This is a genomic window from Serratia sp. SA088 (genome assembly GCF_049065515.1).
In the GTDB taxonomy this organism is placed as follows: domain Bacteria; phylum Pseudomonadota; class Gammaproteobacteria; order Enterobacterales; family Enterobacteriaceae; genus Serratia; species Serratia nematodiphila.
Genome location: NZ_JBAKGW010000001.1, coordinates 422,649 through 447,530, shown reverse-complemented (window position 1 = coordinate 447,530; position 24,882 = coordinate 422,649). Strand labels below are relative to the sequence as shown.

Genomic DNA, 24,882 nt, shown 5'->3' with positions numbered 1-24,882 from the left:
GCCATCGCGCCGCCGCAGACGATTAACGGAACGACAAGCCCGGCGAGAGCGTCGCCGGCAGCGACAGGCTTTCGCTTTCCAGCGAAGCCATCGGCCAGGCGCAATAGTCCGCCGCATAGAAGGCGCTTGGGCGATGGTTGCCGGAGGCCCCCACGCCACCGAACGGCGCCGCGCTGGACGCCCCGGTCAGCGGCTTGTTCCAGTTGACGATGCCGGCGCGCGCTTCCAGCAACAGCCGCTCGAACAGCTCGCGCTGCGGCGAGACCAATCCCACCGACAGGCCGTAGCGCGTCTGGTTGGCGAGCCGCAGAGCCTCGTCGAAATCGCGGTAACGCACGATGGTGGTCAACGGCCCGAAGTACTCTTCGTCCGGCACGCCGGCCACGCCGGTCAGCTCGATGATGCCCGGGCTGAGCAGCGAACTGCCCGGCTCCAGCAGACGCATGGCCAGCAGCGATTTGCCGCCCAACGCCAGCAAGCGCTGCTGCGCTTTCAGCATGTTTTCCGCCGCGGCAGCCGACACCACCCCGCCCATGAACGGCTGCGGTTCGGCATCCCAACGGCCGACGCGCAGTTCGCCCGCCACCTGAACCAAACGCGCGATAAAGGCATCGCCTTCCGCCCCTTGCTTCACCAGAATGCGACGCGAACAGGTGCAACGTTGACCGGCGGAGATAAATGCCGACTGGATAGCCAGGTTGACCGCCGCGTCGCGATCCTCGAAACCGTCGACGATCAGCGCATTGTTGCCGCCCATCTCCAGCGCCAGGATCTTCTCCGGCTGCCCCGCCAATTGGCGGTGCAGATGGTAGCCGGTGCCGGCGCTGCCGGTAAACAGCAGACCGTCGATATCCGCACTGGCCGCCAAGGCTTCGCCGGTTTCGCGGCCGCCTTGCACCAGATTGATCACCCCGTCCGGCAGACCGGCCTTCAGCCACAGCTTCAGGGTCTCCTCGGCGGTCAGCGGCGTCAGTTCGCTCGGCTTGAACACCACGCAGTTTCCGGCCAGCAGCGCCGGCACGATATGGCCGTTCGGCAGATGGCCGGGGAAGTTGTAAGGCCCGAACACCGCCAGCACGCCGTGCGGGCGATGGCGCAGCACCGAAGCGCCGTCGGCCATCGCCGTCTGGCTAAAACCGGTGCGCGCCTGATAGGCCTGCAGTGAAATGCCCACCTTGCCGATCATCGCCTGAATTTCGGTCAGGGTTTCCCAGCGCGGTTTGCCGGTCTCGCGGCTGATGGTTTCCGCCAGCGACTGTTTATGTTCTTCCAGCAAGGCGGCGAAGCGTTTCACCAGCTGTTCGCGCTGCTCGAACGGCGTGCGCGCCCAGGCGGGGAACGCGGCGCGCGCGGCTTCGCAGGCAGCGGCGACGTCGGCGGCGTCGGCGGCGTTAGCGCGCCACAGCGGCTGGTTGCCGACCGGATCGGCCTTGCCGAACTCGGCGCCGCGGCCCTGCCGCCAGACGCCGTTAATCAACAGAGCAGGATGGGACATCATGCTTTCTCCTGTGCAATAAGGGGGAGCACCCGCACCGGGCTGCCCTGCTCGACGCCCAGCGCCGCGGCGGTGGCGGCGTTGATATGCAGGCGGTCGTCATACAGATCGGCATTGACCAACAGTGCGCGGTAATTCTGATAGTTGTCGTTGGCCACCAGATGCACCGGCGCATCGGCGCGCATCGGCGTGTCATCCAGCACCACTTTCACCAGGCGGCTCTGCTTCACCGCGCGGATATGGTCGATCTCGGCTTCCAGCGTCGGGCCGCCGTCGAAGATATCGACGTAGCCCTGATAACTCAGGCCTTCCGCCTCCAGCAACCGGCGCGCCGGCAGGGTTTGCGGGTGCACTTCGCCAATCACTTTCTGCGCATCTTCGGCCAGGAAATCGACATACAACGGGTGTTTCGGCATCAGCTCGGCGATAAACGCCTTTTGCCCAGTGCCGCTCAGGTAGTCCGCCTTGGCGAACTCGATGGAGAAGAAACGGTGACCGACGCTCTCCCAGAACGGCGAACGGCCGTTTTCATCGGAGAAACCGCGCATCTCGGCGATCAGGCGCCGGGAGAAGCGTTCACGGAACGCGGCGATAAACAGGAAACGCACCTTCGACAGCAGCTTGCCGTTCTCGCCGTGGCGATAATCCGGATCGAGGAACAGCGTACACAACTCCGAATGGCCGGTATGGTCGTTGCTGAGGAACAGCGTCGGCACCGATTTATAGACGTTCAGCTGTTTGGAGGCGTGCACCTGCGTGCCGACGCGGAAGCTGTACCAGGGTTCCGCCAGGCCGACGGCCACTTCAATTGCGCAGACCCCCACCGCCTGCCGGCGCTCGCTGTCTTCCAACACGAACAAATAACACTGGTCACTTTGCGGAAGTTCGCCTTGCCAGGTTTTTAACGCCCGCTCAATGCGCGCCGACAAGGTATCTTCATTCTGCGGCAGTGAAGTGAGACCGATGCCGGATTTACCGGCAAGCGTCAGTAAATCCGCCAGATCGCGACGCTCTATAGGGCGAATAATCATCATAATGCGAACCTCTTCTGAATCAGGCTGCGCCGGTGAAGGCGCAGCCCGCTGATTAGCTGCAAATGCGCGCCACGGCGCGCGCGAATCGCGCCAGCCCCTCTTTCACATCCTGCTCAGGGATGATCAGCGACGGCGTGAAACGCACCACGTCCGGACCGGCGATCAGCGCGATAACGCCTTCTTCGTTGGCCAGTTGGGTGATCTGCTTCGCTTTGCCGGCATAATCTTTCTTCAATTGGCAGCCGATCAGCAAACCGCCGCCGCGGATCTCGGCGAAGATCGGGTACTGACGGTTGATATCGTTCAACCCGTCGATGAACCACTGGTGACGTTGTTTGACGCCTTCCAGCACTTCCGGCGTGTTGATGATGGAGAACACTTCCCCCGCCACCGCCGTCGCCAGCGGGTTGCCGCCGTAGGTGGTGCCGTGGGTGCCGACGCCCAGCGTTTTCGCCAGCGCATCGGTGGTCAGCATCGCGCCGATCGGGAAGCCGCCGCCCAGCGCTTTGGCGGTGGTCAGCACGTCCGGCACCACGCCGTACTGCATGTAGGCATACAGATGGCCGGTGCGGCCGACGCCGGTCTGCACTTCGTCGAAGATCAGCAGCGCGTTATGACGATCGCACAGTTCACGCAGCCCCTGCAGGAAACTGGCCTCCGCCGGCAGCACGCCGCCCTCGCCCTGAATAGGCTCGACGATCACCGCGCAGGTGCGATCGTTGATAAGCTCGGCCGCTGCGGCCAGATCGTTATACGGCGTGTGGGTGATTCCGCCCGGCAGCGGCGCAAAATCCTGCGAATACTTCGGCTGGCCGCCGGCGGAAACGGTGAACAGCGTGCGGCCGTGGAACGCGTTGTTGAACGCCACAATCTGATCTTTACCGGCGCCGTGCTGGTCGTGCGCGTGTTTACGCGCCAGTTTCAGCGCCGCCTCGTTGGCTTCTGCACCCGAGTTACAGAAAAACACCTTGTCGGCGAAGGTGGCGTCGATCAGTTTTTTGGCCAGACGCAGTACCGGTTCGTTGGTATAGCCATTGCCCAGATGCCACAGTTTGCCCGCCTGTTCCACCAGCGCCGCCTTGACCGCCGGGTGCGCATGGCCCAGCGCGTTAACCGCGATGCCGCCGGCGAAATCGATGTAAGACTTACCCTGCTGATCCCACACCTGCGATCCTTCGCCACGCACCAGAATAAAATCGGCAGGGGCATAAACCGGGACCATCCAGTCATCGAAAGACTGGCGGGTAACTGCGATTGGCTGTTCCATAGTGACCTCATAATCTCAGCAAAGGCTGAATTTTGACTGTAAGGGCCGCTCAAGCCCGGTTAGACCGCCACAATGCAAAAAAACCGTTGTTCAAAACCGACTTTCGCGGCGGAGAAAATGCTGTCCCTTACCGCTGATTTAGAAACAAATCTGTTACATAAAATCGGTTTTTCACTATTTATGGCGTATATCCGGTCCCTGAGCGGGGAGTAAATGTTAACGAGCAGTTAAAATACATGTCGTTTGATAAAGAGTGTAGAGCAGCTATCGTGCCAAAACGGGATTTTTGCCGGATTTTGCTATTTTTTACGTTAAAACAACGGCTTATAATGAATATTTATTCATTTTCTATGCATTGGTAATGCATAAATTAAAAAATAAGGCCTAAAATCATCATTGCGTGCGAAATCCTATTCAATTACGAAAAACTTCAGGATTTCTGATCGGGCTCGCAAAAATAATTTCCCCCAATTTGCTCGCTATCACACTTTTTGCCCCCATCGGGTGCAGCGGCGCGCCAGCATGGTGCAACGCGGCAGCGGCGCAGAGGCGCCACCCGCCATACTCGCGAAAAAGGAGCCGCGCTGACCGCGGTTCGTGCTTTGTACGCCAGCGACTACACTGTGATCCTGACCGCCCCTTCTCTTCTGCGCACAAGGAGCCACCATGCCCAAGAAAACCGTCGATCTCAGCCAGCCGCACGCCCAACACGACATCCGCGCGTTTCTCGACGCGCTGAATGCCGGTGGCGGTAAACCCATGGATCAGCTGAAGCCCAAAGAAGCGCGCAGGGTTTTGGAGGACGTGCAACGCAGCGTCGAGGTGCCGCTGCGCGAGGTGGAAATCAGCGAGAAAACCATCCACGTTGAGGGCCAGGATATTCTGCTGCAGTTGGTGCGGCCGGCCAGGGTCAAGGAGGCGTTGCCGGTATTCATGTTCTTTCACGGCGGCGGCTGGGTGCTGGGCGATTTCCCCACTCATGAACGACTGGTACGCGATCTGGTTTACAGCTCCGGCGCGGCGGCGGTATTCGTCAACTACCCCCGCTCCCCGGAAGCGCATTACCCTCAGGCGATTAATCTGGCCTACGCCGCCACGGAATGGGTGGCCGAGTACGGCGAAAAAATCAATGTCGATGGGTCACGGCTGGCGGTGGTCGGCAACAGCGTCGGCGGCAATATGGCAGCGGTGGTCAGCCTGATGGCCAAAGAGAAAGGCATACCGGCATTGCGTTGCCAGATCCTGCTGTGGCCCGTCACGCACGCCCACTTTGATACCGATTCCTATCATCAGTTTGCCGAAGGCCATTTCCTGACTCGCAACATGATGAAGTGGTTTTGGGACAGCTATGCGCCCGATAAGGCGCAGCGCAAAGAGATCTACGCCTCGCCGCTCAACGCCACGCCGGAACAGCTGCGGGGCTTGCCGCCGGCGCTGGTGCAGACCGCCGAACTGGACGTGTTGCGCGATGAGGGCGAAGCCTACGCGCGTCTGCTTGACGCCGCCGGCGTCGAGGTCACCGCCACCCGCTACAACGGCCTGATCCACGACTACGGCCTGTTGAACCCGCTCGCCCACGTCCCGGCGGTGCATTCGGCGATCCACCAGGCCGGGCGCGCGTTGAAGCACTACCTGTCCTGACGCTAACCGACCAGGTGGCAAGCCACCTGATGACCGGGCGCCACGCTGCGCAGATGCGGCGCCTGTTCACGGCATTGCGCCGTGGCCAGCGGACAGCGGGGATGGAAACGGCAGCCGCGCGGCGGGTTGGCGGGATTGGGCGCTTCGCCCCCGGCCACCCACGCCGGCGAACGGTGCGTATCCAGCGTCGGCACCGCCGCCAACAAGGCCTGCGTGTAGGGATGCAGCGGTTGGCGAAACAGCGAATCGCGGTCGGCGCTCTCGACGATCTGCCCCAGATACATCACCGCCACGTCCTGGCACAGATGCTCCACCACGCCGAGATCGTGCGAAATAAACAGCAGCGTCACCCCCTGCCTTTCCTGCAAATCGGAAAACAGATTGATGATCTGCGCCTGAATCGACACGTCGAGCGCCGATATCGGTTCATCGGCGACGACAAATTCCGGTTGCAGGATCAGCGCGCGCGCGATGCCGACGCGCTGCCGCTGGCCGCCGGAAAACTCATGTGGAAACCGCCCGTAATGCTGCGGCGACAGCCCGCAGATCGCCAGGGTATCGAGCACCCGTTCGCGCAGTTCCGCCTTGCTTGCCAGGCCATGCTGCAACAGCGCTTCGCCGATGGCGTCGCCCACGCGCAGACGCGGATTCAGCGAGCTGTACGGATCCTGAAACACCAGCTGCATTTTCGGCCGCAGGGCGCGCAGCGCGTCTTTGCTGAGGCTATCCAGCGCCTGCCCTTTGAACATCACCTCACCGGCGGTTTTATCGTGCAGGCCGAGCAGCGTGCGGCCGACGGTGGTTTTGCCACTGCCGGACTCGCCCACCAGCCCGAAAACGCGGCCCTTGCGAATGCTGAAGCTGACGTCGTCCACCGCCTTCAGTTGGCCGGTGGTTCGCCCGAACAGCCCGTCGCGCAGCGGGAAATATTTCTTTAATCCTTTCACTTCCACCAAGGGTTCAGTCGACATGCAGGCGCCCTCCGGCGTTGAGGAAGCAGGCGGATTGGCGCTGCTGAGTCCCGTACAGCGGCGGGATGCCGTCGCGGCAGCGCGCGGTGGCCTGCGCGCAACGCTCGGCAAACGCACAGTGTTCAGGCAGCCGCGCCAGATCCGGCACCTGGCCGGGAATGGAGTACAAACGGCGATGCCGCTGCCCCGGCACCGGCCGCGAGGCGATCAGCCCCTGAGTATAAGGGTGCCGCGGTTCGGCCAGCACTTCCCGCGTCGTTCCCTGCTCGACGACGCGCCCGGCGTACATCACCGCCAGCCGATCCGCCATTTGTGCGATCACCCCAAGATCGTGGGTGATTAAGATCATCGCCATATTGTGTCGCCGGCTCTGCTCGCGCAGCAACGCCAGGATTTGCGCCTGTACCGTGACGTCGAGCGCCGTGGTCGGTTCATCGGCGATCAGCAGCGCCGGCCGGCACCCTATCGCCATGGCGATCATCACGCGCTGCAGCATGCCGCCGGAAAGCTGGTGCGGGTAGCAGCGCATCAGCGCCTCCGCGCGCGCCAATCCCACTTCCTCCAGCAGTTGCACCGCCTGACGCCAGGCCGCTTTCGGCGACAGGGCCAGATGACGAATCAGCGGCTCCAGCAGCTGTTCGCCGAGCGTCAGCACCGGATTGAGCGCGCTCATCGGCTCCTGAAAGATCATCGCCAGCCGGTTGCCGCGCAAATCAGCCATCTGCGCCGCCCGCAGCGACAGCAGGTTTTGTCCTTCAAAACGAATCTCGCCGCCGTCTACCTGCGCCAGCGGCTGCGGCAACAGCCCCATCAGCGCCATGGCGGTCACGCTTTTGCCGCAGCCCGATTCGCCGACGATCCCCAGCGTTTGCCCGGCCTGCAGTTCCAGACTGACCTGCTGCACCGCCCGCACCGGCCCCTGCTCGCCCTGAAACGACACCGACAGTCGGTCGAACGCCACCAGCGGTTGACTCATCGTGTTACTCCGTTCATTTTCGGATCGAGCGCGTCCCGCAGGCCGTCGCCCAGGATATTGATCGCCACCACGGTGACGAAGATCGCCAGCCCCGGCGGCATCCACAGCCAGGGCCGGCGCTGAAAGTCGATCAGGCTGTTGGCGGCGTCCATCATGTTGCCCCACGACGGTGTCGGCGGCACCACGCCCAGCCCGAGGTAACTCAGCGCCGATTCGCTGAGAATGGCGTTGGCCACCGCCATGGTGGCCACCACCACCAGAATCGGTACGGTGTTGGGCAGCAGATGGCCGAAGAGGCGTCGCCGGGTGGAGAGACCCAGCACCTCGGTGGCCAGCATGAAATCCCGCTCGCGCAGCGACAGGATCTGGCCGCGCACCAGCCGCGCCAATGACGGCCATCCCAGCAGGCTAAGCATGATCATCACCATGTAGATGCGGTAGTCCGGCGACACGTCGAGTTCGGTCAGCATCGCGCCCATGATGATCAACAGCGGCAGGCCGGGAATGGTCATCAGCAGATCGGCGAAGCGCATGATCAGCCGGTCCGCCACGCCGCCCAGATAACCGGAAAGCGCCCCCAGCACGTAGCCCAGCGTCACCGACAGCAACATCGACACCAGGCCGATGGTCAGCGATATCCGCCCCGCCAGCAGCAGCCGGGTGCAGATATCGCGGCCGAGAAAGTCGGTGCCCAACCAGTGCGCGCCGCTCGGCGCCTGATTGATATTCAGCACATCGCCGGCATCGTCGCGCCACGGCGACAACGACGGCCCAATCAGGCACAGCAACGCCAACAGCACCAGCAACGCCAGCGAAATCATCGCCGGCCGGTGGCGGCGCAGCCGCCGCCAGGCCTGCGCTGCGGGCGGTGGCGACAGTTGCGCCAGCGCCGGCAGTTGCGCCTGGCGCCAGCGGCGACGGCGGCCGAAAAACAACGTAGCCAACATCGTGTTACCTCAAGCGAATGCGTGGATCGGCGTAGGCGTACAGAATATCCGCCAGCAGATTGCCGAGAATGGTCAAGGCGGCCAGAAACAACGTGAACCCCATCAATACCGGGTAATCACGCGCCGCCAGCGAATCGATATGGATGTGTCCGGCGCCCGGCCAGTTGAAGATTTTTTCGGTGATCAGCGCGCCGGAGAACAATCCCGGCAGCTCGAACCCCAGCAGGGTGATGATCGGCAATAGCGCATTGCGCAGCGCGTGTTTGAGGATCACCGTTTTCTCCCTGAGCCCTTTGGCGCGCGCGGTGCGAATATAGTCCATGCGGATCACCTCCAGCATGCTGGCGCGGAAATAGCGCGTCAGGCTGCCGGCCTGCAGCATCACCAGCGCCAGCACCGGCAACAGCAGGTGCGCCGCCACCTCCAGCGCCCAGGCCAGCCCGCTCGCCTCGCTGCCGGTGCGCAGCATGCCGCCCGCCGGCAGCCAGTGCAGATCGACGGCGAACCATTTGATCAGCAACAGGCACAGGAAGAACGTCGGAAACGACATGGCGGCGAACACCGCCACGGTGATCAGATGATCGAACAGCGAATAGGGTTTCATCGCCGAGATCACTCCCACCGCCAGCGCGATGCCCCAATACAACACCATCGCCACCGCCGCCAGCAGGAACGAATTCCAGATGTATTGGTTCAGCAGCGTGCTGACCGGGATCTGGTACTGCAGTGAAAAGCCGAGGTCGCCCTGCAGCAGCCGGCCAAGCCAGTGCAGATAGCGGCTGAACAACGGCTGATCCAGCCCGTACAGCGCCCGCAGCTCGGCGGCGCGTTGCGCGGTCAGATTGATGTTGCCGTCGATAAAATCGCCGGGCGCCAGGGCGAAAATGCAAAAAATCAGCAAGGAAGCCAACAGCAGCATCGGGATCGTCTGCAGCAGACGACGCAGGATAAAATTTCTCATCGCGGGTTCCATCGCCGCCGCCCGGAATGGCGCGGCGGCGTCAGGGCGTTACGGCGCCGGTTTGACGTTCGGCAGGCTGCCGACCAATCCGTTGTAGATATCCGGTTTAAAGCCGGTGACGCGCGCGCTGCTGGCGCTCAAAATCTCGCGGTTGCCGAGCAGGATCACCGGCGGATCGTCCGCCAGCGCCTGATACAGCTGATGGTACAGCGGCTTACGCTGCGCGATATCCAGCGTGGCATTGGCTTTGGCGATCAGCCCGTCCACCTGAGGGTTGTGATAGCCGGTCTCGCTCTCGCGGCTGATGAAATCGCGTACGCCGTCGTGCGGATCGTTCAGCGTGCTGGTGCTGAGAGACGCCAGGTCGTAATTGCCCGCCTTGCGCTGCGCCAGCAGCGCGTTGAAATCCAATACCTGCGGTTTCAGCACCACGCCGAGCCGGCGGTAGTTATCCTTGGCGATCGGCACCAGCGCGTCGTTGATCAGCTTTTTGGTCACCAGCAGCGTCAGCTCCAGCTTTTTACCGTCTTTCTGCCGGATGCCGTCAGCGCCCACCTGCCAACCGGCCTCGTCCAACAGCTTTTTGGCCTTATCGAGATCGTAAGCGTAAGGATTGATGCCGTTCGCGTCATAGGCCCAGGAGATCGGCGAAATCGGCTGGTTGGCGACCTTGCCGTACCCCTGATACACCACGGCGATCAGCTTTTGCCGATCCAGGCCGTAAATCAACGCCTGGCGCACCCGCTTGTCCTGCAGCGCCGGACGCTTGAGGTTGAAGTCGATGCGGCTGTAATCGCTCGAGCTGTAAAGGTTGATATTGGCGAAGCCGAGCAGCTTGAGCTGTTCGATATCGTCCGGCTTGGCGGTAAAGGCGTCGTAGTCGGTCTCACCGGTCTGGAACAGCTGGAAGTTGGTGGCCGGGTTGGTGACGCGGTAGATAAAGCGCGCCATCGGCGGCGTACCGAGGTAGAAGTTCGGGTTGGCATGGAAGCGGATCTCCTGCCCCGGCACGTACTTGTCGTAAATATAGGGGCCGTTGCCGAGCGGTTTGCCGTTCAAGGCGCGCACGCCGTCGAGCTTGCCCCGCTGATAGTTTTTGCCGTAGTAAGCCCGCGACAGCACCGGGCCGCCGATCAGTTGCAGCGTGGTAGCGCCCGGTTGCGTGGTGACGATCTGAATGGTGCGATCGCCGATCACCTTCAGGCCGCTGATGCCGGCGGCGGTGCCGTTTTTATACTCGGCGCCGCCCTGAATGTGCGCCGGCGTGATGTCAGTGTCGCCGTCATAGGCCGGATCGTGCAACAGCGTCAGGGTAAAGGCGATATCGTCAGCCTTCAGCGGCGAGCCGTCGCTGTAGACCAGATTCGGCCGCAGCTTGATGGTGTAGGTCAGATTATCGGGGCTGACCTGCCAGGACTCCGCCAGACGCCCTTCCGGCTTGCCCTGGCTGTCCAGGCCGATCAGGCGGCTGAAGATCACGTCGGTCACGTTCTCGTCCCAGCCGTTGGTGAACAGATACGGGTTGAAAATCCCCTGCGGTTCCGAGATGCCCGCCACCACGGTGTCTTTGCGCAGCTTGGCGGCGGCTGGCACCCGGCTGGCGTCGCTGGCCGGCGTGATGCCTTCGGCCAGCGTTTCCGCCTGCGCGCCGGCGCTCAATCCCAGCGCGCAGATCAACGCCAGCGGCGTCAACCGATAACGCAACAGTTTGTTTAGCTTGTTTTTTATTCTACTCACCCACTGCCCCTCGTCTACCCGTTGATAAAAATGTGACAAAATTTATCGCAGAGTAATGGGCGGCTGGAGGGCTGTCTAACAACGAAACCGGCATTCCATTGCCGAAAAAAGCATTATGAATTTTTCTGGGGCGAAGCGGCGTGGAAAACGCGGCTCAACCGGCCGCCGCCAGCCCCCGGATAAGTTTGGCTAAGGTTTTGATCGCCTCTTCAAAGCGATCATTCCATTCAAAAGAGGCGTTGAGACGGAAGCAGTGGTTGAAATGGTCGCCGGTGGTGAACATGCGCCCCGGCGCGATGCTGATACCCCGGGAAAGGGCCCGCTGGTACAGCTCCATCGACGACAGCGCCGGATCCAGCTCCAGCCACAGGAAGTAACCGCCGTCGGGCTGACTGACTTTCACAGTCGGCGGGAAATGGTGGGCAATCGCCTGACGCATCGCGCTTTGGCGCTGGGCCAGCAGGCGGCGCAACCGCCGCAGGTGAGTGTCGTAGCCGCCGTGCAGCAGATAATCCGCCAGCGCCATCTGGGTCGGCACGCTGGTGGAAACGGTGCTCATCAGCTGCAAACGCTGGATCTGCTGCGCATAACGCCCCGCCGCCACCCAGCCGACGCGAAAACCCGGCGCCAGGCATTTGGAAAACGACGAGCAGTGCAGGATTTGGCCGCCGCTGTCGAGCGCCTTGGCCGGCAGCGGCCGTTCGGCGCTGAAGTACAGCTCGCCGTAGACATCGTCTTCGATCAGCGAGATCTGCCGCTCGCGCAGCAGCGCCACCAGACGCTGTTTGTTGGCCTCCGGCAGGGTGGCGCCCTGCGGGTTCTGGAAGTGGGTCATCAGCCAGCAGGCTTTGATCGGATACTGCTCCACCGCCTGTTGCAACGCGTCCAGATCGATGCCGTCCTGCGGATGGGTGGCGATCGCCACCGCCTTCAGCCGCAGCCGTTCCAGCGCCTGCAGCGCACCGTAAAACGCCGGCGACTCGATCGCCACATAGTCGCCCGGTTGGGTCACCGCCTGCAGGCTGAGGCTGAGCGACTCCATCGCCCCGGCGGTGATAACGATTTCGTCCGGCGCAACCTGCATGCCGCTCAGCGCATAACGTTGGGCAATGTGCCGCCGCAGCGCGTCGTTGCCCGGCGGCAGGTTGGCCAGCGAACTGTGCGGCGTGAACTTGCGCGCTACGCTGCTCAGCGCCCGCGCCAGCTTCGGCTGGGCGAACAGCGTGGCGTCGGGAAAGGCCGAACCGAAAGGCACGATGTCCGGATCCTTGCAGGCCTGCAGCACGTCAAAAATAAAGGCGTTGATGTCCACCTGCTCGCTCAGCAACAGTTTCTCGCCGCGCGAAGGCTGAGGCAGCGGCTGCGGGCGCGCCGCCACGTAGTAACCCGACTGCGGCCGGGCGACGATCCACCCCTGGCTCTCCAGCAGTTGGTAAGACTGCACCACCGTCATCAAGCTTAATCCGGCGCGTTTGCCGCTCTCGCGCAGCGAAGGCAGCTTGTCGCCCGCCCGCCACACCCGGTTCTGGATCTGTTCTCTAATCTGCTGCGCAAGCTGTTCGTATCGGGTCATAACCATTAACTGTTATATGAAAAAGTAAAATAACTGTCACTATTATAGTCACTGTACTTCGTGATTAACTTCACGCCAAGCTTTTCACATAAAAATGACAGCTATACTCAAGAGGTTAATTTATGTTCAACCCTAGGAGGCGCCATGCTGGGTCTTGATGCACTGGAACTCGCCAGAATACAGTTCGCCTTCACCGTGTCTTTCCATATCATCTTCCCCGCCATCACCATCGGCTTAGCCAGCTATCTGGCGGTGCTGGAGGGATTATGGTTGAAAACGCACAATGAAGCCTATCGTGAGCTTTACCATTTCTGGTCAAAGATTTTCGCCGTTAACTTCGGCATGGGCGTGGTTTCCGGGTTGGTGATGGCCTACCAGTTCGGCACCAACTGGAGCTTCTTCTCCGAGTTCGCCGGCAGCATTACCGGGCCGCTGCTGACCTACGAAGTGCTGACCGCCTTCTTCCTCGAAGCCGGTTTCCTCGGCGTGATGCTGTTCGGCTGGAACCGCGTCGGCCCAGGGCTGCACTTCTTCGCCACCTGCATGGTGGCGCTCGGCACGCTGATCTCCACCTTCTGGATCCTGGCCTCCAACAGCTGGATGCAGACCCCGCAGGGACACGAAATCATCAACGGCCAGGTGGTGCCGGTCGACTGGCTGAAGGTGATCTTCAACCCGTCCTTCCCGTATCGCCTGCTGCATATGTCCACCGCCGCCTTCCTCTCCTCGGCGTTCTTCGTCGGCGCGTCGGCCGCCTGGCACCTGCTGCGCGGCCGCGATACGCCGGCGATGCGCAAGATGCTGTCGATGGCGATGTGGATGGCGCTGATCGTCGCGCCGGTGCAGGCGCTGATCGGCGATGCGCACGGCCTGAATACGCTGAAACACCAGCCGGCGAAGATCGCCGCCATCGAAGGCCACTGGGAAAACCCGCCGGGCGAAGCCACGCCGCTGATCTTGGTCGGTTGGCCGGACATGCAGCGTGAAGAGACCCGCTTCAAGCTGGAGGTGCCCTATCTCGGCAGCCTGATCCTGACGCACAGCCTGACCGAGCAGGTGCCGGCGCTCAAATCCTTCCCGCCGGAGGATCGCCCCAACTCCACCGTGGTGTTCTGGTCGTTCCGCATCATGGTCGGGCTGGGCATGCTGATGATCCTGGCCGGGGTGTGGAGCCTGTGGCTGCGCTGGCGCGGCGGGCTCTATCAGTCGCGCCCGTTCCTGTACTTCATTCTGTGGATGGGCCCATCCGGACTGCTGGCGCTGCTGGCGGGCTGGTTCACCACCGAGATCGGCCGCCAGCCGTGGGTGGTGTATGGCCTGCTGCGCACCAAGGATGCGGTCTCCGCGCACGGCGATCTGCACATGAGCATCAGCCTGCTGGCGTTTATCATCGTCTATTGCTCGGTATTCGGCGTGGGCTACTCCTACATGATGCGCCTGATCCGCAAAGGGCCGCAGCCGCATGAGCACCAAGAAGACAATACCGAGGGCCGCCCGGCGCGTCCGCTGTCCGCGGTCAACGACACTCTGGACGACAGGAGCTGAACATGGGTATCGATCTTCCGCTGATTTGGTTTGTGATCATCGTGTTCAGCACCATGATGTATGTGGTGATGGACGGTTTCGATTTAGGCATCGGCATCCTGTTTCCGTGGGTGAAAGAGAGCGGCGATCGCGATCTGATGATGAACACCGTCGCCCCGGTGTGGGACGGCAATGAGACCTGGCTGGTGCTGGGCGGTGCGGCGCTGTTCGGCGCCTTCCCGCTGGCCTACTCGGTGATCCTTGACGCGCTGGCGATCCCGCTGACGCTGATGCTGATCGGGCTGATTTTCCGCGGCGTGGCCTTCGAGTTTCGCTTCAAGGCGACGCCGCAGAAGCGCCATATCTGGGACAAAGCGTTCATCTGGGGCTCTCTCTTCGCCACCTTCAGCCAGGGTGTGGTGGTGGGCGCCGTGATCAACGGTTTCCCGGTCGAAGGCCGCACCTACGCCGGCGGCGCGCTGGACTGGCTGACGCCGTTCGCGCTGTTCTGCGGGCTGGGGCTGGTGGTAACCTACGCCCTGCTCGGTTGCACCTGGTTGGTGATGAAAACCGCCGGCGATCTTCAGGCGCGCATGTATTACCTGGCGACGCCGCTGCTGGCGATCCTGTTGCTGGTGCTGGCCGCAGTCAGTATCTGGACGCCGATCGCGCATCCGGAAATCGCCGCCCGCTGGTTTACGCTGCCGAACCTGTTCTGGCTGCTGCCGGTGCCGCTGCTGGTGCTGCTCAGCGCCTGGGGCATTCAGCGCGGGGTGAAACGCGGCGCGCACTACTCGCCGTTCATGCTGACGCTGTTGCTGGTGTTCCTCGGCCTGAGCGGGCTTGGCATCAGCATCTGGCCGCACCTGATCCCGCCGGCCATCAGCCTGTGGGACGCCGCCGCGCCGCCGCAGAGCCTCGGCTTTATGCTGGTGGGCGCGCTGTTCATCATCCCGATCATCCTGGTCTACACCTTCTGGAGCTACTACGTGTTCCGCGGCAAGATCAGCCATGAGCACGGCTATCACTGAGGAGGGAGGACGCTATGCAAGATAAAACGGCAGCCGCCGTTCCGGCGCCCTGGTGGAAACGCATCGGTTGGCTGGTGATCATCTGGAGCGCCAGCGTGCTGGGGCTGTTCGTGGTCGCCTCACTGTTCCGCCTGCTGATGACCGCGGCGGGCATGAAGTCGCATTAACGCGGCGCCTTATCTGGACGCGCTGTTGGGAAAGTAAAAAGAGACCACCAGCGTGACCAGCGGCAAGGCGCCGATCTTCACCAGCTCGAACACTTGACCGAGCGCTTCGTTTTTGTCCCAATACGCGTGGGCGGCAAAGACGCCCACGCTGACCGCAAATATCCCGCACAGTACCTGGCGCGCCAGGCGCAGCCGCTCCATTTCGTCGAAGACCAGCGAAGGATCCAAATACAACCTTTCAGCATCGAGCTGCGGGCGCTCATGTTGCGGCTTCATGGAAAAATCCCCACCACCACGGCGACTGCCTCCAGCCCCTCGTCGCTTTCACGCACGATACCGAGGCGGGAACCATCCTGTTTCATCCACTCACGGTCGGCAATCGTCATTAAAGCAAACGCCAGGCGTATGACGTCGGTTTTGGCCATCCCGTGACGCCGGGCAATATCGTTCAAACTGTCGTCGATTTCATTGGATAACCGAATCGGTAAACTCCGCATACTCCACCTCCTGTGGCCGTTGATTCACCAGGGGAAAGTCTACTGGAAGGGTAAATATCGTTCAATTAGTGAACTGCGTAACGCCTCGCATAACCCGCATGCAACGCTAGTGCGGCTTGCGCCCCATCGCGCTGAGGAAGCGTTGCTGCAGACGCAACATTTCCTCTAGCTCAAGCAGCCGGTAGTCGATGCCGAAACGCGGCGCCACCTCGCCGATAATGCGGCTCAACGCCGGGTAATGGCGGTGGCTCCAGTGCGGGAACAGATGATGCGTCAAATGCAGGTTCGCCCCGCCGAGCCAGTACCCCAGCCAGCGCGGCCGGGTCAGCCAGTCGAAGGTAGTGGCGAACACATGATGATACCAGCCGTGCGGCATTGCGCCTTGTTCTGGCGCCTGGTAGAAGTTGGCCTTGGCCCAGTGTGTGCCGATGATGAGCATCACGAACAGCAGTGAAGAAAGCATCTGGCTCAGCAAATAGACCAGCAGAATTTGCCCGATGCCGATAGCCGGCGGCAGCAGCCAACATGGGATCGCCAGCGCCAGCAGCAGGTGCGCCGCCTTCCCCGCCAGAAACCCGATCCAGCCGCGTACGCCCTGCTGCGCCATGCGCGCTGCCACGCGGGTGCGGCCCGCCCTGTCCAACCAATCGAACAGCCAGATGTAGTACGGAAAAGTCAGCGCCGCCACCAGCGGCCAATAGTAACGCTGCGCGCGCATAAAGGGCCGCCAGCGCTGGAACGGCGTTTGCCGCAGCACGCCGTTGGCGTCGATGTCGGGATCGTAATGTTCGATGTTGTTATGGGCATGGTGGAACAGCACATGCCGCACGCGCCAACAGTCGGGATCCAACCCCAGCGGCACGCTCACCAGGGCGTTCAACCCGCGGTTGGCCCAGGGGCGACGGAAAAACGCGTTGTGCGAGGCATCGTGCACCACGTTCACCGTCAGGAACATGCCGATAAAGATAAAACCGAAATAGCAGGCGAAAAACGCCCAGCCGTTATGCTGCTGCAGGCTCAGCCCGTAACACAGACCGCACAGCGCCAACAGCAGCGCCACCTTCGCCAGCATGCCGCCGTCGGCGAAACGGTGATCGCCGTGGGTCGCCAGATAATGCTGGGCGGCCTGCATCAGCGCGCGGTGCAACCCGTTGTCGTCGCGCCGATAGGCTAACGGACGCAGCGGTTTCATGGCTGTCCCATAAGGCGCAAGAAGCGCTGTTGCTGCGCCAGCAGTTCGCGATAGCCGATGCAGCGGTACGCCATATCGTGCCGCTGCGCCACCTCCGCCACCGCAGCGGCCAGCGCCGGATAATGGCGATGATTCCAGCCGGGGAACAGGTGATGCGTCAGGTGATAGTTCAGCCCGCCGGTCAGATGCTCCAGCCAGCGCGGTTCGGGCTGCCAGTCGCAGGCGGTGGCGAAATTGTGCCGATACCAGCCTTGCGGCATGCTGTCGCCCGTCGGCGCCGGGTAAAACTCGGCCTGCGCCCAATGGGTGCCCAGCAGCAAGAACACCACCAGCAGCGAGGCGCACATCTGGCTGAGCGCGTAGGCCAGCAACACCCAGCCCCAGCCGATGCCGTGCAAGTGGCCCACGACCAGCGGCGCCACCAGCACCAGCGCCAGATGCGCGAGCTTGCACAGCACGAACAGCGCCCAACCGCCGCGCCCCGCCAGCACGCGTTTTTCCCGCAGCGGCGTTTTATCGAGCCGATCGGACCAATCGAAAATCCAGGCGATATAGGGCAGCGAGAGCGCGGCGATCAGCGGCCAGTACAGATGCTGATAACGCATATGCGGTCGCCAGCGCTGGAACGGTGTCTGGCGGAAAAAGCCGTTCTCTTCGGTATCCAGGTCGTAATGTTCGACGTTGGCGTAAACGTGGTGGTAATCCACATGCCGCGTGCGCCAGTAGTCCGGATCGACGCCCAGCGGCAGCGTCACCAACCGCCCCACCAGCCGATTGGCCCAGGGCGCACGCAGGAAAGCGTTATGCGAAGCATCGTGGTTGACGTTGACATTGAGCAGCATGCCCATGGTCACGAACAGGAAATAGCAGAGGAAAAACGCCCAGGGCTGATGCTGCAGCAGGCTCAGCGCGTAAAACCCGACGCACAACGCCAGCAACAGCGCGGCCTTGGCCAATCGCGCGGCATCGGCATAGCGATGATCGCCCGCCAGACAGGCGTGGGCCGCGCGCTTAAGATCGCGGTGGAAGGCCTGTTCGCCATCGGCGGGAAAACGCAGCGGCGGCAATGATTCAGCCATGCGGTTCCTCCACGGCGGCCGGTGCGGCTACTCTTCCCCAGCCCAACGCGACGCACAGGGCATGCAACGCCACGGAGGCCATGGCGATATGCCAATAGCGCTGCGGCCAACCGAGATAGCCGATAAACAGCAGCGGCATGCCCAGCGCGATCAGCAGCCAGACGGCACTCGCCCACCGCCGCCCTTCCGTCATGCCGCCCAGCGCCACCGATCCCAACGCCAGCAGCGCCAACAGCGCCATTTGCGGCCAGCTGATGCCGCTATAGCCGTAACCGTATTGGTAGACGTAACCGACCACCAGCGAGAACAACAGCATGGCGCCGCTGAAGACGCTGAGCGCCGAACGGCGGTCGCGTGGCCGGCCCGGCGCCGGGCGCCAGGCCAGACGGAAATAGCGCAGGAACGGCAGATTGCTCGCCCAGAACGGGTTGGCGGACGGCCTGTCGCCGCCGACGCCGTAGCTGAACGGCGTGGTCGGCAATGCCGGGCAGAAGGTGCCGAACAGCTTGTCCCAGAAGATAAAGCTGCCGCCGAAGTTCTTATTGGAATAGGCCATGTCCTTGACGTGATGCACTCGGTGATGCGCCGGCGTGACCAGGATTTTTTCCAGCACGCCAAGCTTCGGCGTCAGCGCATTGTGGTTAAACAGCTGGATGCTGTAGTGAAAAATAGAGACCGCAACGAACACCGACAGCGGCACGCCCGCCAGCGCCAGCAGCAAAAAGAACGGGATCGACGTCAACGACGAATACCAGGAGTTGCGCACCCCCAGCGACAGATTGAAATGCTCGCCCTGATGGTGCACCACGTGCACCGCCCACAGCAGGCGGAAACGATGATGCAGACGGTGCAGCCAGTAGAAACCGAAGTCCCACGCCAGCAAAGCGAACAGCCACATCAACAGCGGCGGCCAGGCGTCCAGCAGCCCCAGGCTGAAATGCGCGGCCACGTAGCCGTAACAGGTGATCTCCAACCCGCGGAACAGCCACAGCATGATATGGCCGGAATTCAGGTTGAACACCAGATCGTGCCAGTTGACCGGCTCGCGACGCCCCCACTGCAGCGCCACCGCCTCGGCCACCACGATGAACAGCATGAACACTATCGGCAACGCCAGATCGCTCATCCCATTTCTCCTTTAACCACGCGCCTGCGCAGGGTTTTCATGCGCAGGGCCAGCCAGCCGGCAAACAGCGCCAGCAGCGCGCCGCTGGCCAAATCGACAAACAAATGGCGGCGCAGTTGCAGAATCGAGAACGCGATCGCCGCGCCCCACAGCATCCACAACGCCGTGCGCACTTTGCGCTCGCCGTCGCTCAGCGCCCACACCGCCAGCACCGTCAGCGCCATATGCAACGAAGGCAGGCAGTTCTGCGGCGAATCCACCTGGGTTAACGCCGCCAGCAGCTGCGCGCTGATCCCGACGCCATCGTTCTGTGGATAGGCTATGGTGGTCGGCCACAGCAGGTAAACCGCCCCGGCGCCCAGCGCGGTGAGCTGCATCGCCCGCGTCAGCCATGTGATCCGCTGCAGCGGCGCCAGCAGATAGCCCGCCGGGACGATGAGGAAGAACGACAGGTAGAGCCATATGGCCGCCGGGTTGAACGGGATCGCCCGGTCAAGCGCCGACGGCGGCAACAGGGTTCCCGCCCCCTGCAGGCGATCGGTCAGACTATACACCACCCCGACCGTCCCCCAGCCGAGCAACATGTGCCCTAGTCTGAACAGCGTATTTTTCATGCTTCCTCCGCCTGACGCACGATGCGCCGCCGCTTGCGATCGAACTGCGGCAGCACCGCCTGCGCCGTCAACCGCCATTCGAGGCGCTCGGTGGCGATGCCCTGGCGAGCGAACAGCGCGATCAGCTGCGCCTGGCAGTGCGCCAATTCAGACTGGCTGCAATCGGCAATCAATTCCAACCGCCGTTCGCCATGCTGGATCAGCCGGTAATCGCTGGTTAACGGCAGTGCATTGGCGATCGTCCGGCTGCAGGCATCGGCGAACACCGCCTGCGGTTGCCGCTGCGCATCGGGCAGCATCAGCTGATCGTCACGCCGCCCCTCGATGCGGGCGATCGCCCGCGTCGGTTGCCCGCACGGACAAGGCTCCTTGCGCAGCACCAACACATCATCCAGCCGATAACGCACGATCGGCTGCGTGCTGCGGGTAAAGTCGGTGATCAACGGCGTAAAACGCCGTTCGTCGATCCACTGCGGTTCGATATGCAAAAACTCTTCGTTCAGATGCAGCGTACCGTGCGCGCAGGTCGCGGCAAGAAATCCTTCGGTGGCCTGATACACTTCGCCGACCGCCGGAAATACCTGCAGCAGCAGGCGGCGGTCCTGCTCTTCAAGCACCTCGGCCACCGAGATCGCTTTTTTGACCGGCAACTTCACCTGCCCGGCCAGCACCGCCAGCGCCAAGGCGCGCAGCACCTGCGCCGGGGCCACGATGATGCTGGGCGCCTGCCGTTCCAATGCGGGCAAATGCTCGCTGAACGGTGCAAGCAGATCGTAAAACGCCAGGCTCAGCCAACGGTTGTTCACGCTGTGATAGAGATTATTGTCCGCCCGCAGAAACAGCGCAACGCGCTCGCCGGCCAACAGACCGTCCGGCAGCATCTTCGCCAGCATGCCGCCGGCCCACACCTGCTGTTCGCGCGGGCTGACGACAAACACGCCGCGCTGCCCGGAGGTGCCGGACGACAATCCGACGCTGTAGCGCCCGATCTTCGGCGTGAAATCGCGATCCGCCTCGCTGCGCTGCGCGCAGGCCAGCACCGCATCGCGCTGCAGCCCGGCGGTGTTCATCCGGTCGAACTGCGCCATCATCAGCGCCTTGTCCATCTGCGGCCATTCGGCGAACGGCCGGCGACTGAAGCGTTGAAAATAGGGGCTCTTGCTCAGCACCCGACGGGCAAAGCCCGCGAGCTGCCGGGCCTGATGCGCCTCCAGCGCCGTACGATCGCCAAAGCGCAGGCGCCGGGCGCGGAAATAGTGCCAAAGGGTCATGAACGGGATCACAGGTCCCCCTCGTGGCACAGCAAAATGTTGACCTGGCCGCCCGCCCACAGCTGGTTGAGCCGCTCCAGCGTGCGGGTGTAAACCACCGCATCGTCCATCACCAGATTGGCCAGGCGCGAAGGCCCGCGCAGCGTCTGGTAACTCTGCGGCGACCAGGCGGCGTCGCTGGCCAGCAGCGTCCAGCCGGCGTCGGTGAGAATAAAGGCGCCGATATGGCCGGCCGCATGCCCCGGCAGCGGCACCAGCACGATCTGCCCTTCGCTGCCCGGCAGCGCATAGCCACGCTCGAACGGCGCCAGCAGCGCGGGTAACGCCACAGAGGGAAAAGCTTCCATAAACTGCAGGTTGCTCTCGAAATCCGCCGGGATCAGGCCGGGAATAAAGGCGCGCTTCAGCGCCGCGAAACCGCGCAGCCCGCGGGTTTGCCGCCAGCCTTCGCCGGAGCAAATAAAGTCGAGTTGGCTGAAATCCTGCAGCCCGGCGATGTGATCGGCGTGAAAATGCGAGACGATCAGCGCCTGAATATCCCCCTCGGCGTAACCGGCTTCGCGCAGCTGATGCGCCAACGACTCGGCGGGATCGAAATAGACCGGCGTCATGCGGCGATAAAGGCTGAACACCCCCGACTGCGTGTGCTGCTGAAAATAATGCGCGTAGCCGGTATCCCACAGCCAGCGGCGCTCCCCCACCTCCAGCAGATAGGCGCGCGCCGGGAATTTGCACACCCGGAACCCGGCGCCGCGCAGCGCCATGCAGCCGATATGCGTGCAGTAACCCACTTCAAAAACGGTGACCTTAGCCATGCTGTCCGCCTCCTTGCCGCCGCAACCACTCACCGGTCAGACGAATGCCCTCTTCCATCGAATAACGCGGCTGATAGCCCAGCTCTTCGATCGCACGGGTCTGGCTCAGCGTCATGTCAAAATGCACCGCCGCCACGCTATAGCGCGTCAGCAGCGGTTCCTTGCCGCTCAGCGTCGCCCACAGCTCCATGCCGCCGGCCAGCGTATGCAGCAACGGATAGGGCACGGCCTGCAGCCGGTAGCGCAGCCCCAGTTCCTGACGCAGCAGCGCATCCAGCATCTCCGCCAACCACTGCGGCTGGTGGTTGGTAATGTTGTAAACGGCGCCGGACGGCAACCCGCGCTGCCGGCTGGCCAGGTCCATCGCGTGCACCACGTTGGGGGCAAAGGTCAGGTCCAGCAGCGCTTGCCCGCCGCCGGGCAGCCGCAGCACGCCGCGATCGCGTTCGAGCTGCTGCAACAGCCGCGGCACGATCACCCGATCGTGCGGGCCAAACAGGCCGCGCGGCCGCAGCATAATGTAGGTGGTTTGCGGATAGATCTTCGCCTGCGCCAACAGGCGTTGTTCGGCCGCATACTTGCTGGCGGCATAGTGATTGGCGAAGCGCCGGGCGCGGTAACCTTCGTCAAGATCGTAATGCGGCTGAAAATCGAAGTAGATTGCCGGCGTGGAGATATGCACGAAGCGCCGCACGCCGCAGCGCCCGGCCGCCTCCGCCAGCTTGTCCGTCGCCGCGGCGTTGATGCGGTGAAATTCCGCTTTGCTGCCCCAGGGCGAAGACTTGGCCGCACAGTGCCACACCCACTCGCAGTCGGTTACCAGCTCCCGGCACTGCTGCGGCGTGGCCTGCGCCAGATCGAGCGAGTAAAATTCGGCGCCCAGCTGGCGCAACGCTTCGCCGGCCCGCTCATCGCGGCCGGTGGCGCGCACCTGATGCCCGGCCTCCAGCAACCACTCCGCCGCGTTGCGCCCCAGCCCGCTGGTCGCCCCGGTCACCAGCACCCTCATGGCAGCAACACCATGCCGGCCAGCGCCAGCCCGGCGGCGGTGCCGATCAGCATCACCGGCTGGCCGGGGTTAAAGCGCCCGGTGGTCACGGCGGCATGCAGCGCGGTCGGGATAGAGGCCGCCACCTGGTTGCCGTGGTGGCGGTAGATATCCACCAGCGCCTCGCTGGAGACATGCAGCCGCTTGCGCATATGTTCGAGCGACAAATGGCTGGCCTGATGCGGCACCACGGTGGCGATCTGCGCCAGGGTCAGGCCGCTGGCGCTCAGCAGCCGGTCGAGGTAATCCTCAATCAGCGCCGACGCCTGGCGGAACAGCGGCTTGCCCTGCATATGAAACAGGAAGTCTTGCTCGCACATGCCGGCGCGCGGGTTGCGACGCGTACCGCCGGCGCGGATTTCGCACAGTTCGCTGCCGGCGGGATAGGTTTCCACCAGGCTGGCGAGGATGCCGCTGGCGCCGTCGCCGCGTTCCACGATGGCGCAGGCGGCGCCGTCGCCGAAGATCAGCGACGACTCTTCGTGCTGCCAGTCGATGCCGCGTGAAGCGAGATCCGCCGAGACGATGGCGATGCGTCGATACGTTCCGGCGTTCAGCAGCCCCGCCGCCACCTGCAGCGCAGAGATAAAGCTGACACAGCTGCTGTTGATGTCGAAGCCCGGCGTGCCCGGCGCCAGCCCCGCCACCTTGAGAATATGCGCGGCGGTGCACGGCAGCGCCTGCACCGAAATCGCCGAGGCGGAGATCAGCAGGTCAATGGAGGCTGCCGGGAGGGCGCTGCGAGCCAGCGCGTCTTGCAGCGCGGCGGCGGCGAGTTCGGCCTGGCTGGCGTCGTCGGCGGCATGATAGCGGTAAACGATGCCCGAGCGTTTTTCAACGTAACCGGCCGGTTTCCCCAGGCGGGCATCGAGCGAAGAAGAAGCCACGCGGTTGGGCGGCAAGGCAGCCCCGGTGGCGATGATTTTCAGAGGCAGCGGCTCGGGTGAGCGAAATTGAGTGGTCATTATTGTTATTGATTAACCTGACTATCCATAAAGCGATTATCCCGCACGGCGCGAAGGCCACGCGGATCATCCCCGGTTTTTATATCCCAAAATGCCTTTCATCAAGGCGGTATCTCTTGTTATCGGCTACCACGGGCCGACGTCCGTCGGCGCAAGCATAAGCGTAACATGACTGAGATATTCAGTTTACGACATGGCGGGGAGAATGGGCAGACGGCGGGCGAATTATCGGAATAGCGCCGCCGCTGGGGATCAGCGGCGGCGAGGTCAGGCTCAACGGCGGTTGCGCACCAGCTGGTAACGGCGGGTCAGGTATTCCACCGGCGCGCTCCAGATATGCACCAGGCGGCAGAACGGGAACAGCACGAACAGCGTCATGCCCAACACCATGTGCAGCTTGAAGATCAGCGCCACCCCTTCCAGGTGCGCAGAGGCGCCGGCGTGGAAGGTCACCACCGCCTGGGCCCAGGCCACCAGCTTCATCATTTCGCTGCCGTCCATATGCTGGACGGAGAACGGAATGGTCAGCAGGCCGAGGCACACCTGCACCACCAGCAACGTCAGGATCAGGATGTCGGCGAAGCTGCTGGTGGCGCGCACCCGCGGGTTGGTTAACCGGCGTTTGAGCAACAGCGCGCCGCCGATCAGCGTCATCAGGCCGCAGGCGCCGCCGGCGATCATCGCCAGCTTCTGCTTCACGTCGATCGGCAGAAAGGCTTCATACATCCAGTGCGGCGTCAGCATGCCGAGGAAATGGCCCGCGAAGATGCCGATAATGCCGATGTGGAACAGGTTGGACGCCAGCCGCATGCCTTTTTTATCCAGCATCTGGCTGGAGCCGGCGCGCCAGCTGTACTGCCCGTAGTCGTAGCGCAGCCAGCTGCCGATCAGGAACACCGCGCCGGCCAGATAAGGGTAGATGTCGAAGAAGAACTGATTCAAAAATTGCAT

Annotated in this window: 24 protein-coding genes; 4 read left to right on the top strand and 20 right to left on the bottom strand. The window is 62.9% G+C overall.

The annotated features are described in order from the left end of the window. Positions 1–22: 22 nt before the first annotated feature. The 3 genes from astD to ACOWVD_RS02150 are packed head-to-tail and all read right to left on the bottom strand — an operon-like array spanning position 23 to position 3,796. Complete coding sequence (gene astD, locus ACOWVD_RS02160; protein ID WP_164094983.1) at positions 23–1,495, bottom strand: succinylglutamate-semialdehyde dehydrogenase; 1,473 nt, start codon at positions 1,493–1,495, stop codon at positions 23–25. Next, on the bottom strand, positions 1,495–2,529 hold the full coding sequence (gene astA / locus ACOWVD_RS02155; RefSeq protein ID WP_004934585.1) for an arginine N-succinyltransferase: 1,035 nt from the start codon (positions 2,527–2,529) through the stop codon (positions 1,495–1,497). Before astA ends, astD begins: the two co-directional genes overlap by 1 nt. Before the next feature lie 52 nt (positions 2,530–2,581). Next, on the bottom strand, positions 2,582–3,796 hold the full coding sequence (locus ACOWVD_RS02150) for an aspartate aminotransferase family protein (RefSeq protein ID WP_015378175.1): 1,215 nt from the start codon (positions 3,794–3,796) through the stop codon (positions 2,582–2,584). A gap of 666 nt (positions 3,797–4,462) precedes the next feature. Between ACOWVD_RS02150 and ACOWVD_RS02145 the strand changes: the two genes are divergently transcribed. Continuing rightward, complete coding sequence (locus tag ACOWVD_RS02145) at positions 4,463–5,437, top strand: alpha/beta hydrolase (protein WP_049240549.1); 975 nt, start codon at positions 4,463–4,465, stop codon at positions 5,435–5,437. 2 nt (positions 5,438–5,439) lie between these two features. Here ACOWVD_RS02145 and ACOWVD_RS02140 read toward each other — a convergent pair whose 3' ends face one another. The 6 genes from ACOWVD_RS02140 to ACOWVD_RS02115 all read right to left on the bottom strand — a co-directional run bounded on the left by ACOWVD_RS02140 (position 5,440) and on the right by ACOWVD_RS02115 (position 12,602). Further along, positions 5,440–6,408: an ABC transporter ATP-binding protein gene (locus ACOWVD_RS02140; RefSeq protein WP_049240550.1), complete on the bottom strand. Its 969-nt coding sequence runs from the start codon at positions 6,406–6,408 to the stop codon at positions 5,440–5,442. Next, on the bottom strand, positions 6,398–7,384 hold the full coding sequence (locus ACOWVD_RS02135) for an ABC transporter ATP-binding protein (RefSeq protein WP_306377499.1): 987 nt from the start codon (positions 7,382–7,384) through the stop codon (positions 6,398–6,400). The genes ACOWVD_RS02140 and ACOWVD_RS02135 overlap by 11 nt, the downstream gene beginning before the upstream one ends. Further along, on the bottom strand, positions 7,381–8,331 hold the full coding sequence (opp4C, locus tag ACOWVD_RS02130; protein ID WP_004934600.1) for an oligopeptide ABC transporter permease: 951 nt from the start codon (positions 8,329–8,331) through the stop codon (positions 7,381–7,383). Before opp4C ends, ACOWVD_RS02135 begins: the two co-directional genes overlap by 4 nt. Positions 8,332–8,335: 4 nt before the next feature. Continuing rightward, a complete protein-coding gene (locus tag ACOWVD_RS02125) occupies positions 8,336–9,292 on the bottom strand; it encodes an ABC transporter permease (protein WP_004934604.1) in 957 nt (318 codons plus the stop codon). Positions 9,293–9,340: 48 nt separating this feature from the next. Next, positions 9,341–10,996: an ABC transporter substrate-binding protein gene (locus tag ACOWVD_RS02120; RefSeq protein ID WP_421105480.1), complete on the bottom strand. Its 1,656-nt coding sequence runs from the start codon at positions 10,994–10,996 to the stop codon at positions 9,341–9,343. Positions 10,997–11,183: 187 nt separating this feature from the next. Continuing rightward, positions 11,184–12,602, bottom strand: a complete 1,419-nt coding sequence (locus ACOWVD_RS02115) for a PLP-dependent aminotransferase family protein (RefSeq protein ID WP_421105406.1) — start codon at positions 12,600–12,602, stop codon at positions 11,184–11,186. 144 nt (positions 12,603–12,746) lie between these two features. On the opposite strand from ACOWVD_RS02115, the gene ACOWVD_RS02110 reads away from it, so the two are divergent. From ACOWVD_RS02110 to ACOWVD_RS02100, 3 genes are read left to right on the top strand one after another with little or no spacing between them, the layout of a single operon-like run. Further along, complete coding sequence (locus ACOWVD_RS02110) at positions 12,747–14,147, top strand: cytochrome ubiquinol oxidase subunit I (RefSeq protein WP_004934615.1); 1,401 nt, start codon at positions 12,747–12,749, stop codon at positions 14,145–14,147. A 2-nt stretch (positions 14,148–14,149) separates the two neighbouring features. Beyond that, on the top strand, positions 14,150–15,157 hold the full coding sequence (cydB, locus tag ACOWVD_RS02105) for a cytochrome d ubiquinol oxidase subunit II (protein WP_004934617.1): 1,008 nt from the start codon (positions 14,150–14,152) through the stop codon (positions 15,155–15,157). A 14-nt stretch (positions 15,158–15,171) separates the two neighbouring features. Beyond that, the gene (locus ACOWVD_RS02100) at positions 15,172–15,324 is read left to right on the top strand and encodes a DUF2474 domain-containing protein (protein WP_082996692.1); all 153 of its coding nucleotides are present in this window, start codon (positions 15,172–15,174) and stop codon (positions 15,322–15,324) included. 9 nt (positions 15,325–15,333) lie between these two features. Here ACOWVD_RS02100 and ACOWVD_RS02095 read toward each other — a convergent pair whose 3' ends face one another. The 11 genes from ACOWVD_RS02095 to narI all read right to left on the bottom strand — a co-directional run bounded on the left by ACOWVD_RS02095 (position 15,334) and on the right by narI (position 24,882). Then, positions 15,334–15,600 (bottom strand): hypothetical protein, encoded by a 267-nt coding sequence (locus tag ACOWVD_RS02095; protein ID WP_033632804.1) that lies wholly within the window; start codon positions 15,598–15,600, stop codon positions 15,334–15,336. Further along, positions 15,597–15,821, bottom strand: coding sequence for a hypothetical protein (locus ACOWVD_RS02090; RefSeq protein ID WP_004934623.1), 225 nt, complete (start codon positions 15,819–15,821; stop codon positions 15,597–15,599). The genes ACOWVD_RS02095 and ACOWVD_RS02090 overlap by 4 nt, the downstream gene beginning before the upstream one ends. A 106-nt stretch (positions 15,822–15,927) precedes the next feature. After that, positions 15,928–17,013: an acyl-CoA desaturase gene (locus tag ACOWVD_RS02085; protein WP_049240555.1), complete on the bottom strand. Its 1,086-nt coding sequence runs from the start codon at positions 17,011–17,013 to the stop codon at positions 15,928–15,930. Further along, a complete protein-coding gene (locus ACOWVD_RS02080) occupies positions 17,010–18,092 on the bottom strand; it encodes a fatty acid desaturase family protein (protein ID WP_049240557.1) in 1,083 nt (360 codons plus the stop codon). Before ACOWVD_RS02080 ends, ACOWVD_RS02085 begins: the two co-directional genes overlap by 4 nt. Then, complete coding sequence (locus tag ACOWVD_RS02075; RefSeq protein ID WP_421105405.1) at positions 18,085–19,218, bottom strand: sterol desaturase family protein; 1,134 nt, start codon at positions 19,216–19,218, stop codon at positions 18,085–18,087. The genes ACOWVD_RS02080 and ACOWVD_RS02075 overlap by 8 nt, the downstream gene beginning before the upstream one ends. After that, positions 19,215–19,832 carry a phosphatase PAP2 family protein gene (locus ACOWVD_RS02070; protein WP_164094859.1) on the bottom strand — a complete coding sequence of 206 codons (618 nt, stop codon included), beginning with the start codon at positions 19,830–19,832 and terminating at the stop codon, positions 19,215–19,217. The genes ACOWVD_RS02075 and ACOWVD_RS02070 overlap by 4 nt, the downstream gene beginning before the upstream one ends. After that, complete coding sequence (locus ACOWVD_RS02065; RefSeq protein ID WP_421105403.1) at positions 19,829–21,115, bottom strand: F390 synthetase-related protein; 1,287 nt, start codon at positions 21,113–21,115, stop codon at positions 19,829–19,831. Before ACOWVD_RS02065 ends, ACOWVD_RS02070 begins: the two co-directional genes overlap by 4 nt. Further along, the gene (locus tag ACOWVD_RS02060) at positions 21,112–21,918 is read right to left on the bottom strand and encodes an MBL fold metallo-hydrolase (protein ID WP_164094857.1); all 807 of its coding nucleotides are present in this window, start codon (positions 21,916–21,918) and stop codon (positions 21,112–21,114) included. Before ACOWVD_RS02060 ends, ACOWVD_RS02065 begins: the two co-directional genes overlap by 4 nt. Further along, positions 21,911–22,927, bottom strand: a complete 1,017-nt coding sequence (locus ACOWVD_RS02055) for an NAD(P)-dependent oxidoreductase (protein ID WP_325994461.1) — start codon at positions 22,925–22,927, stop codon at positions 21,911–21,913. The genes ACOWVD_RS02060 and ACOWVD_RS02055 overlap by 8 nt, the downstream gene beginning before the upstream one ends. Next, positions 22,924–23,931: a 3-oxoacyl-[acyl-carrier-protein] synthase III C-terminal domain-containing protein gene (locus ACOWVD_RS02050; protein WP_164094855.1), complete on the bottom strand. Its 1,008-nt coding sequence runs from the start codon at positions 23,929–23,931 to the stop codon at positions 22,924–22,926. The genes ACOWVD_RS02055 and ACOWVD_RS02050 overlap by 4 nt, the downstream gene beginning before the upstream one ends. Before the next feature lie 273 nt (positions 23,932–24,204). Further along, positions 24,205–24,882, bottom strand: a complete 678-nt coding sequence (gene narI, locus ACOWVD_RS02045; RefSeq protein ID WP_421105402.1) for a respiratory nitrate reductase subunit gamma — start codon at positions 24,880–24,882, stop codon at positions 24,205–24,207.

What these genes read in the sequence shown, in the direction of transcription:
- ACOWVD_RS02085 (WP_049240555.1), bottom strand. Translation starts at nt 17,013, where the DNA reads ATGAAACCGCTGCGTCCGTTAGCCTATCGGCGCGACGACAACGGGTTG.
- ACOWVD_RS02095 (WP_033632804.1), bottom strand. Translation starts at nt 15,600, where the DNA reads ATGAAGCCGCAACATGAGCGCCCGCAGCTCGATGCTGAAAGGTTGTAT.
- opp4C (WP_004934600.1), bottom strand. Translation starts at nt 8,331, where the DNA reads ATGTTGGCTACGTTGTTTTTCGGCCGCCGTCGCCGCTGGCGCCAGGCG.
- ACOWVD_RS02135 (WP_306377499.1), bottom strand. Translation starts at nt 7,384, where the DNA reads ATGAGTCAACCGCTGGTGGCGTTCGACCGACTGTCGGTGTCGTTTCAG.
- ACOWVD_RS02100 (WP_082996692.1), top strand. Translation starts at nt 15,172, where the DNA reads ATGCAAGATAAAACGGCAGCCGCCGTTCCGGCGCCCTGGTGGAAACGC.
- ACOWVD_RS02125 (WP_004934604.1), bottom strand. Translation starts at nt 9,292, where the DNA reads ATGAGAAATTTTATCCTGCGTCGTCTGCTGCAGACGATCCCGATGCTG.
- narI (WP_421105402.1), bottom strand. Translation starts at nt 24,882, where the DNA reads ATGCAATTTTTGAATCAGTTCTTCTTCGACATCTACCCTTATCTGGCC.
- ACOWVD_RS02075 (WP_421105405.1), bottom strand. Translation starts at nt 19,218, where the DNA reads ATGAGCGATCTGGCGTTGCCGATAGTGTTCATGCTGTTCATCGTGGTG.
- ACOWVD_RS02140 (WP_049240550.1), bottom strand. Translation starts at nt 6,408, where the DNA reads ATGTCGACTGAACCCTTGGTGGAAGTGAAAGGATTAAAGAAATATTTC.
- ACOWVD_RS02115 (WP_421105406.1), bottom strand. Translation starts at nt 12,602, where the DNA reads ATGACCCGATACGAACAGCTTGCGCAGCAGATTAGAGAACAGATCCAG.
- ACOWVD_RS02070 (WP_164094859.1), bottom strand. Translation starts at nt 19,832, where the DNA reads ATGAAAAATACGCTGTTCAGACTAGGGCACATGTTGCTCGGCTGGGGG.
- cydB (WP_004934617.1), top strand. Translation starts at nt 14,150, where the DNA reads ATGGGTATCGATCTTCCGCTGATTTGGTTTGTGATCATCGTGTTCAGC.
- ACOWVD_RS02080 (WP_049240557.1), bottom strand. Translation starts at nt 18,092, where the DNA reads ATGGCTGAATCATTGCCGCCGCTGCGTTTTCCCGCCGATGGCGAACAG.
- ACOWVD_RS02110 (WP_004934615.1), top strand. Translation starts at nt 12,747, where the DNA reads ATGCTGGGTCTTGATGCACTGGAACTCGCCAGAATACAGTTCGCCTTC.
- astA (WP_004934585.1), bottom strand. Translation starts at nt 2,529, where the DNA reads ATGATGATTATTCGCCCTATAGAGCGTCGCGATCTGGCGGATTTACTG.
- astD (WP_164094983.1), bottom strand. Translation starts at nt 1,495, where the DNA reads ATGTCCCATCCTGCTCTGTTGATTAACGGCGTCTGGCGGCAGGGCCGC.
- ACOWVD_RS02060 (WP_164094857.1), bottom strand. Translation starts at nt 21,918, where the DNA reads ATGGCTAAGGTCACCGTTTTTGAAGTGGGTTACTGCACGCATATCGGC.
- ACOWVD_RS02145 (WP_049240549.1), top strand. Translation starts at nt 4,463, where the DNA reads ATGCCCAAGAAAACCGTCGATCTCAGCCAGCCGCACGCCCAACACGAC.
- ACOWVD_RS02150 (WP_015378175.1), bottom strand. Translation starts at nt 3,796, where the DNA reads ATGGAACAGCCAATCGCAGTTACCCGCCAGTCTTTCGATGACTGGATG.
- ACOWVD_RS02090 (WP_004934623.1), bottom strand. Translation starts at nt 15,821, where the DNA reads ATGCGGAGTTTACCGATTCGGTTATCCAATGAAATCGACGACAGTTTG.
- ACOWVD_RS02050 (WP_164094855.1), bottom strand. Translation starts at nt 23,931, where the DNA reads ATGACCACTCAATTTCGCTCACCCGAGCCGCTGCCTCTGAAAATCATC.
- ACOWVD_RS02055 (WP_325994461.1), bottom strand. Translation starts at nt 22,927, where the DNA reads ATGAGGGTGCTGGTGACCGGGGCGACCAGCGGGCTGGGGCGCAACGCG.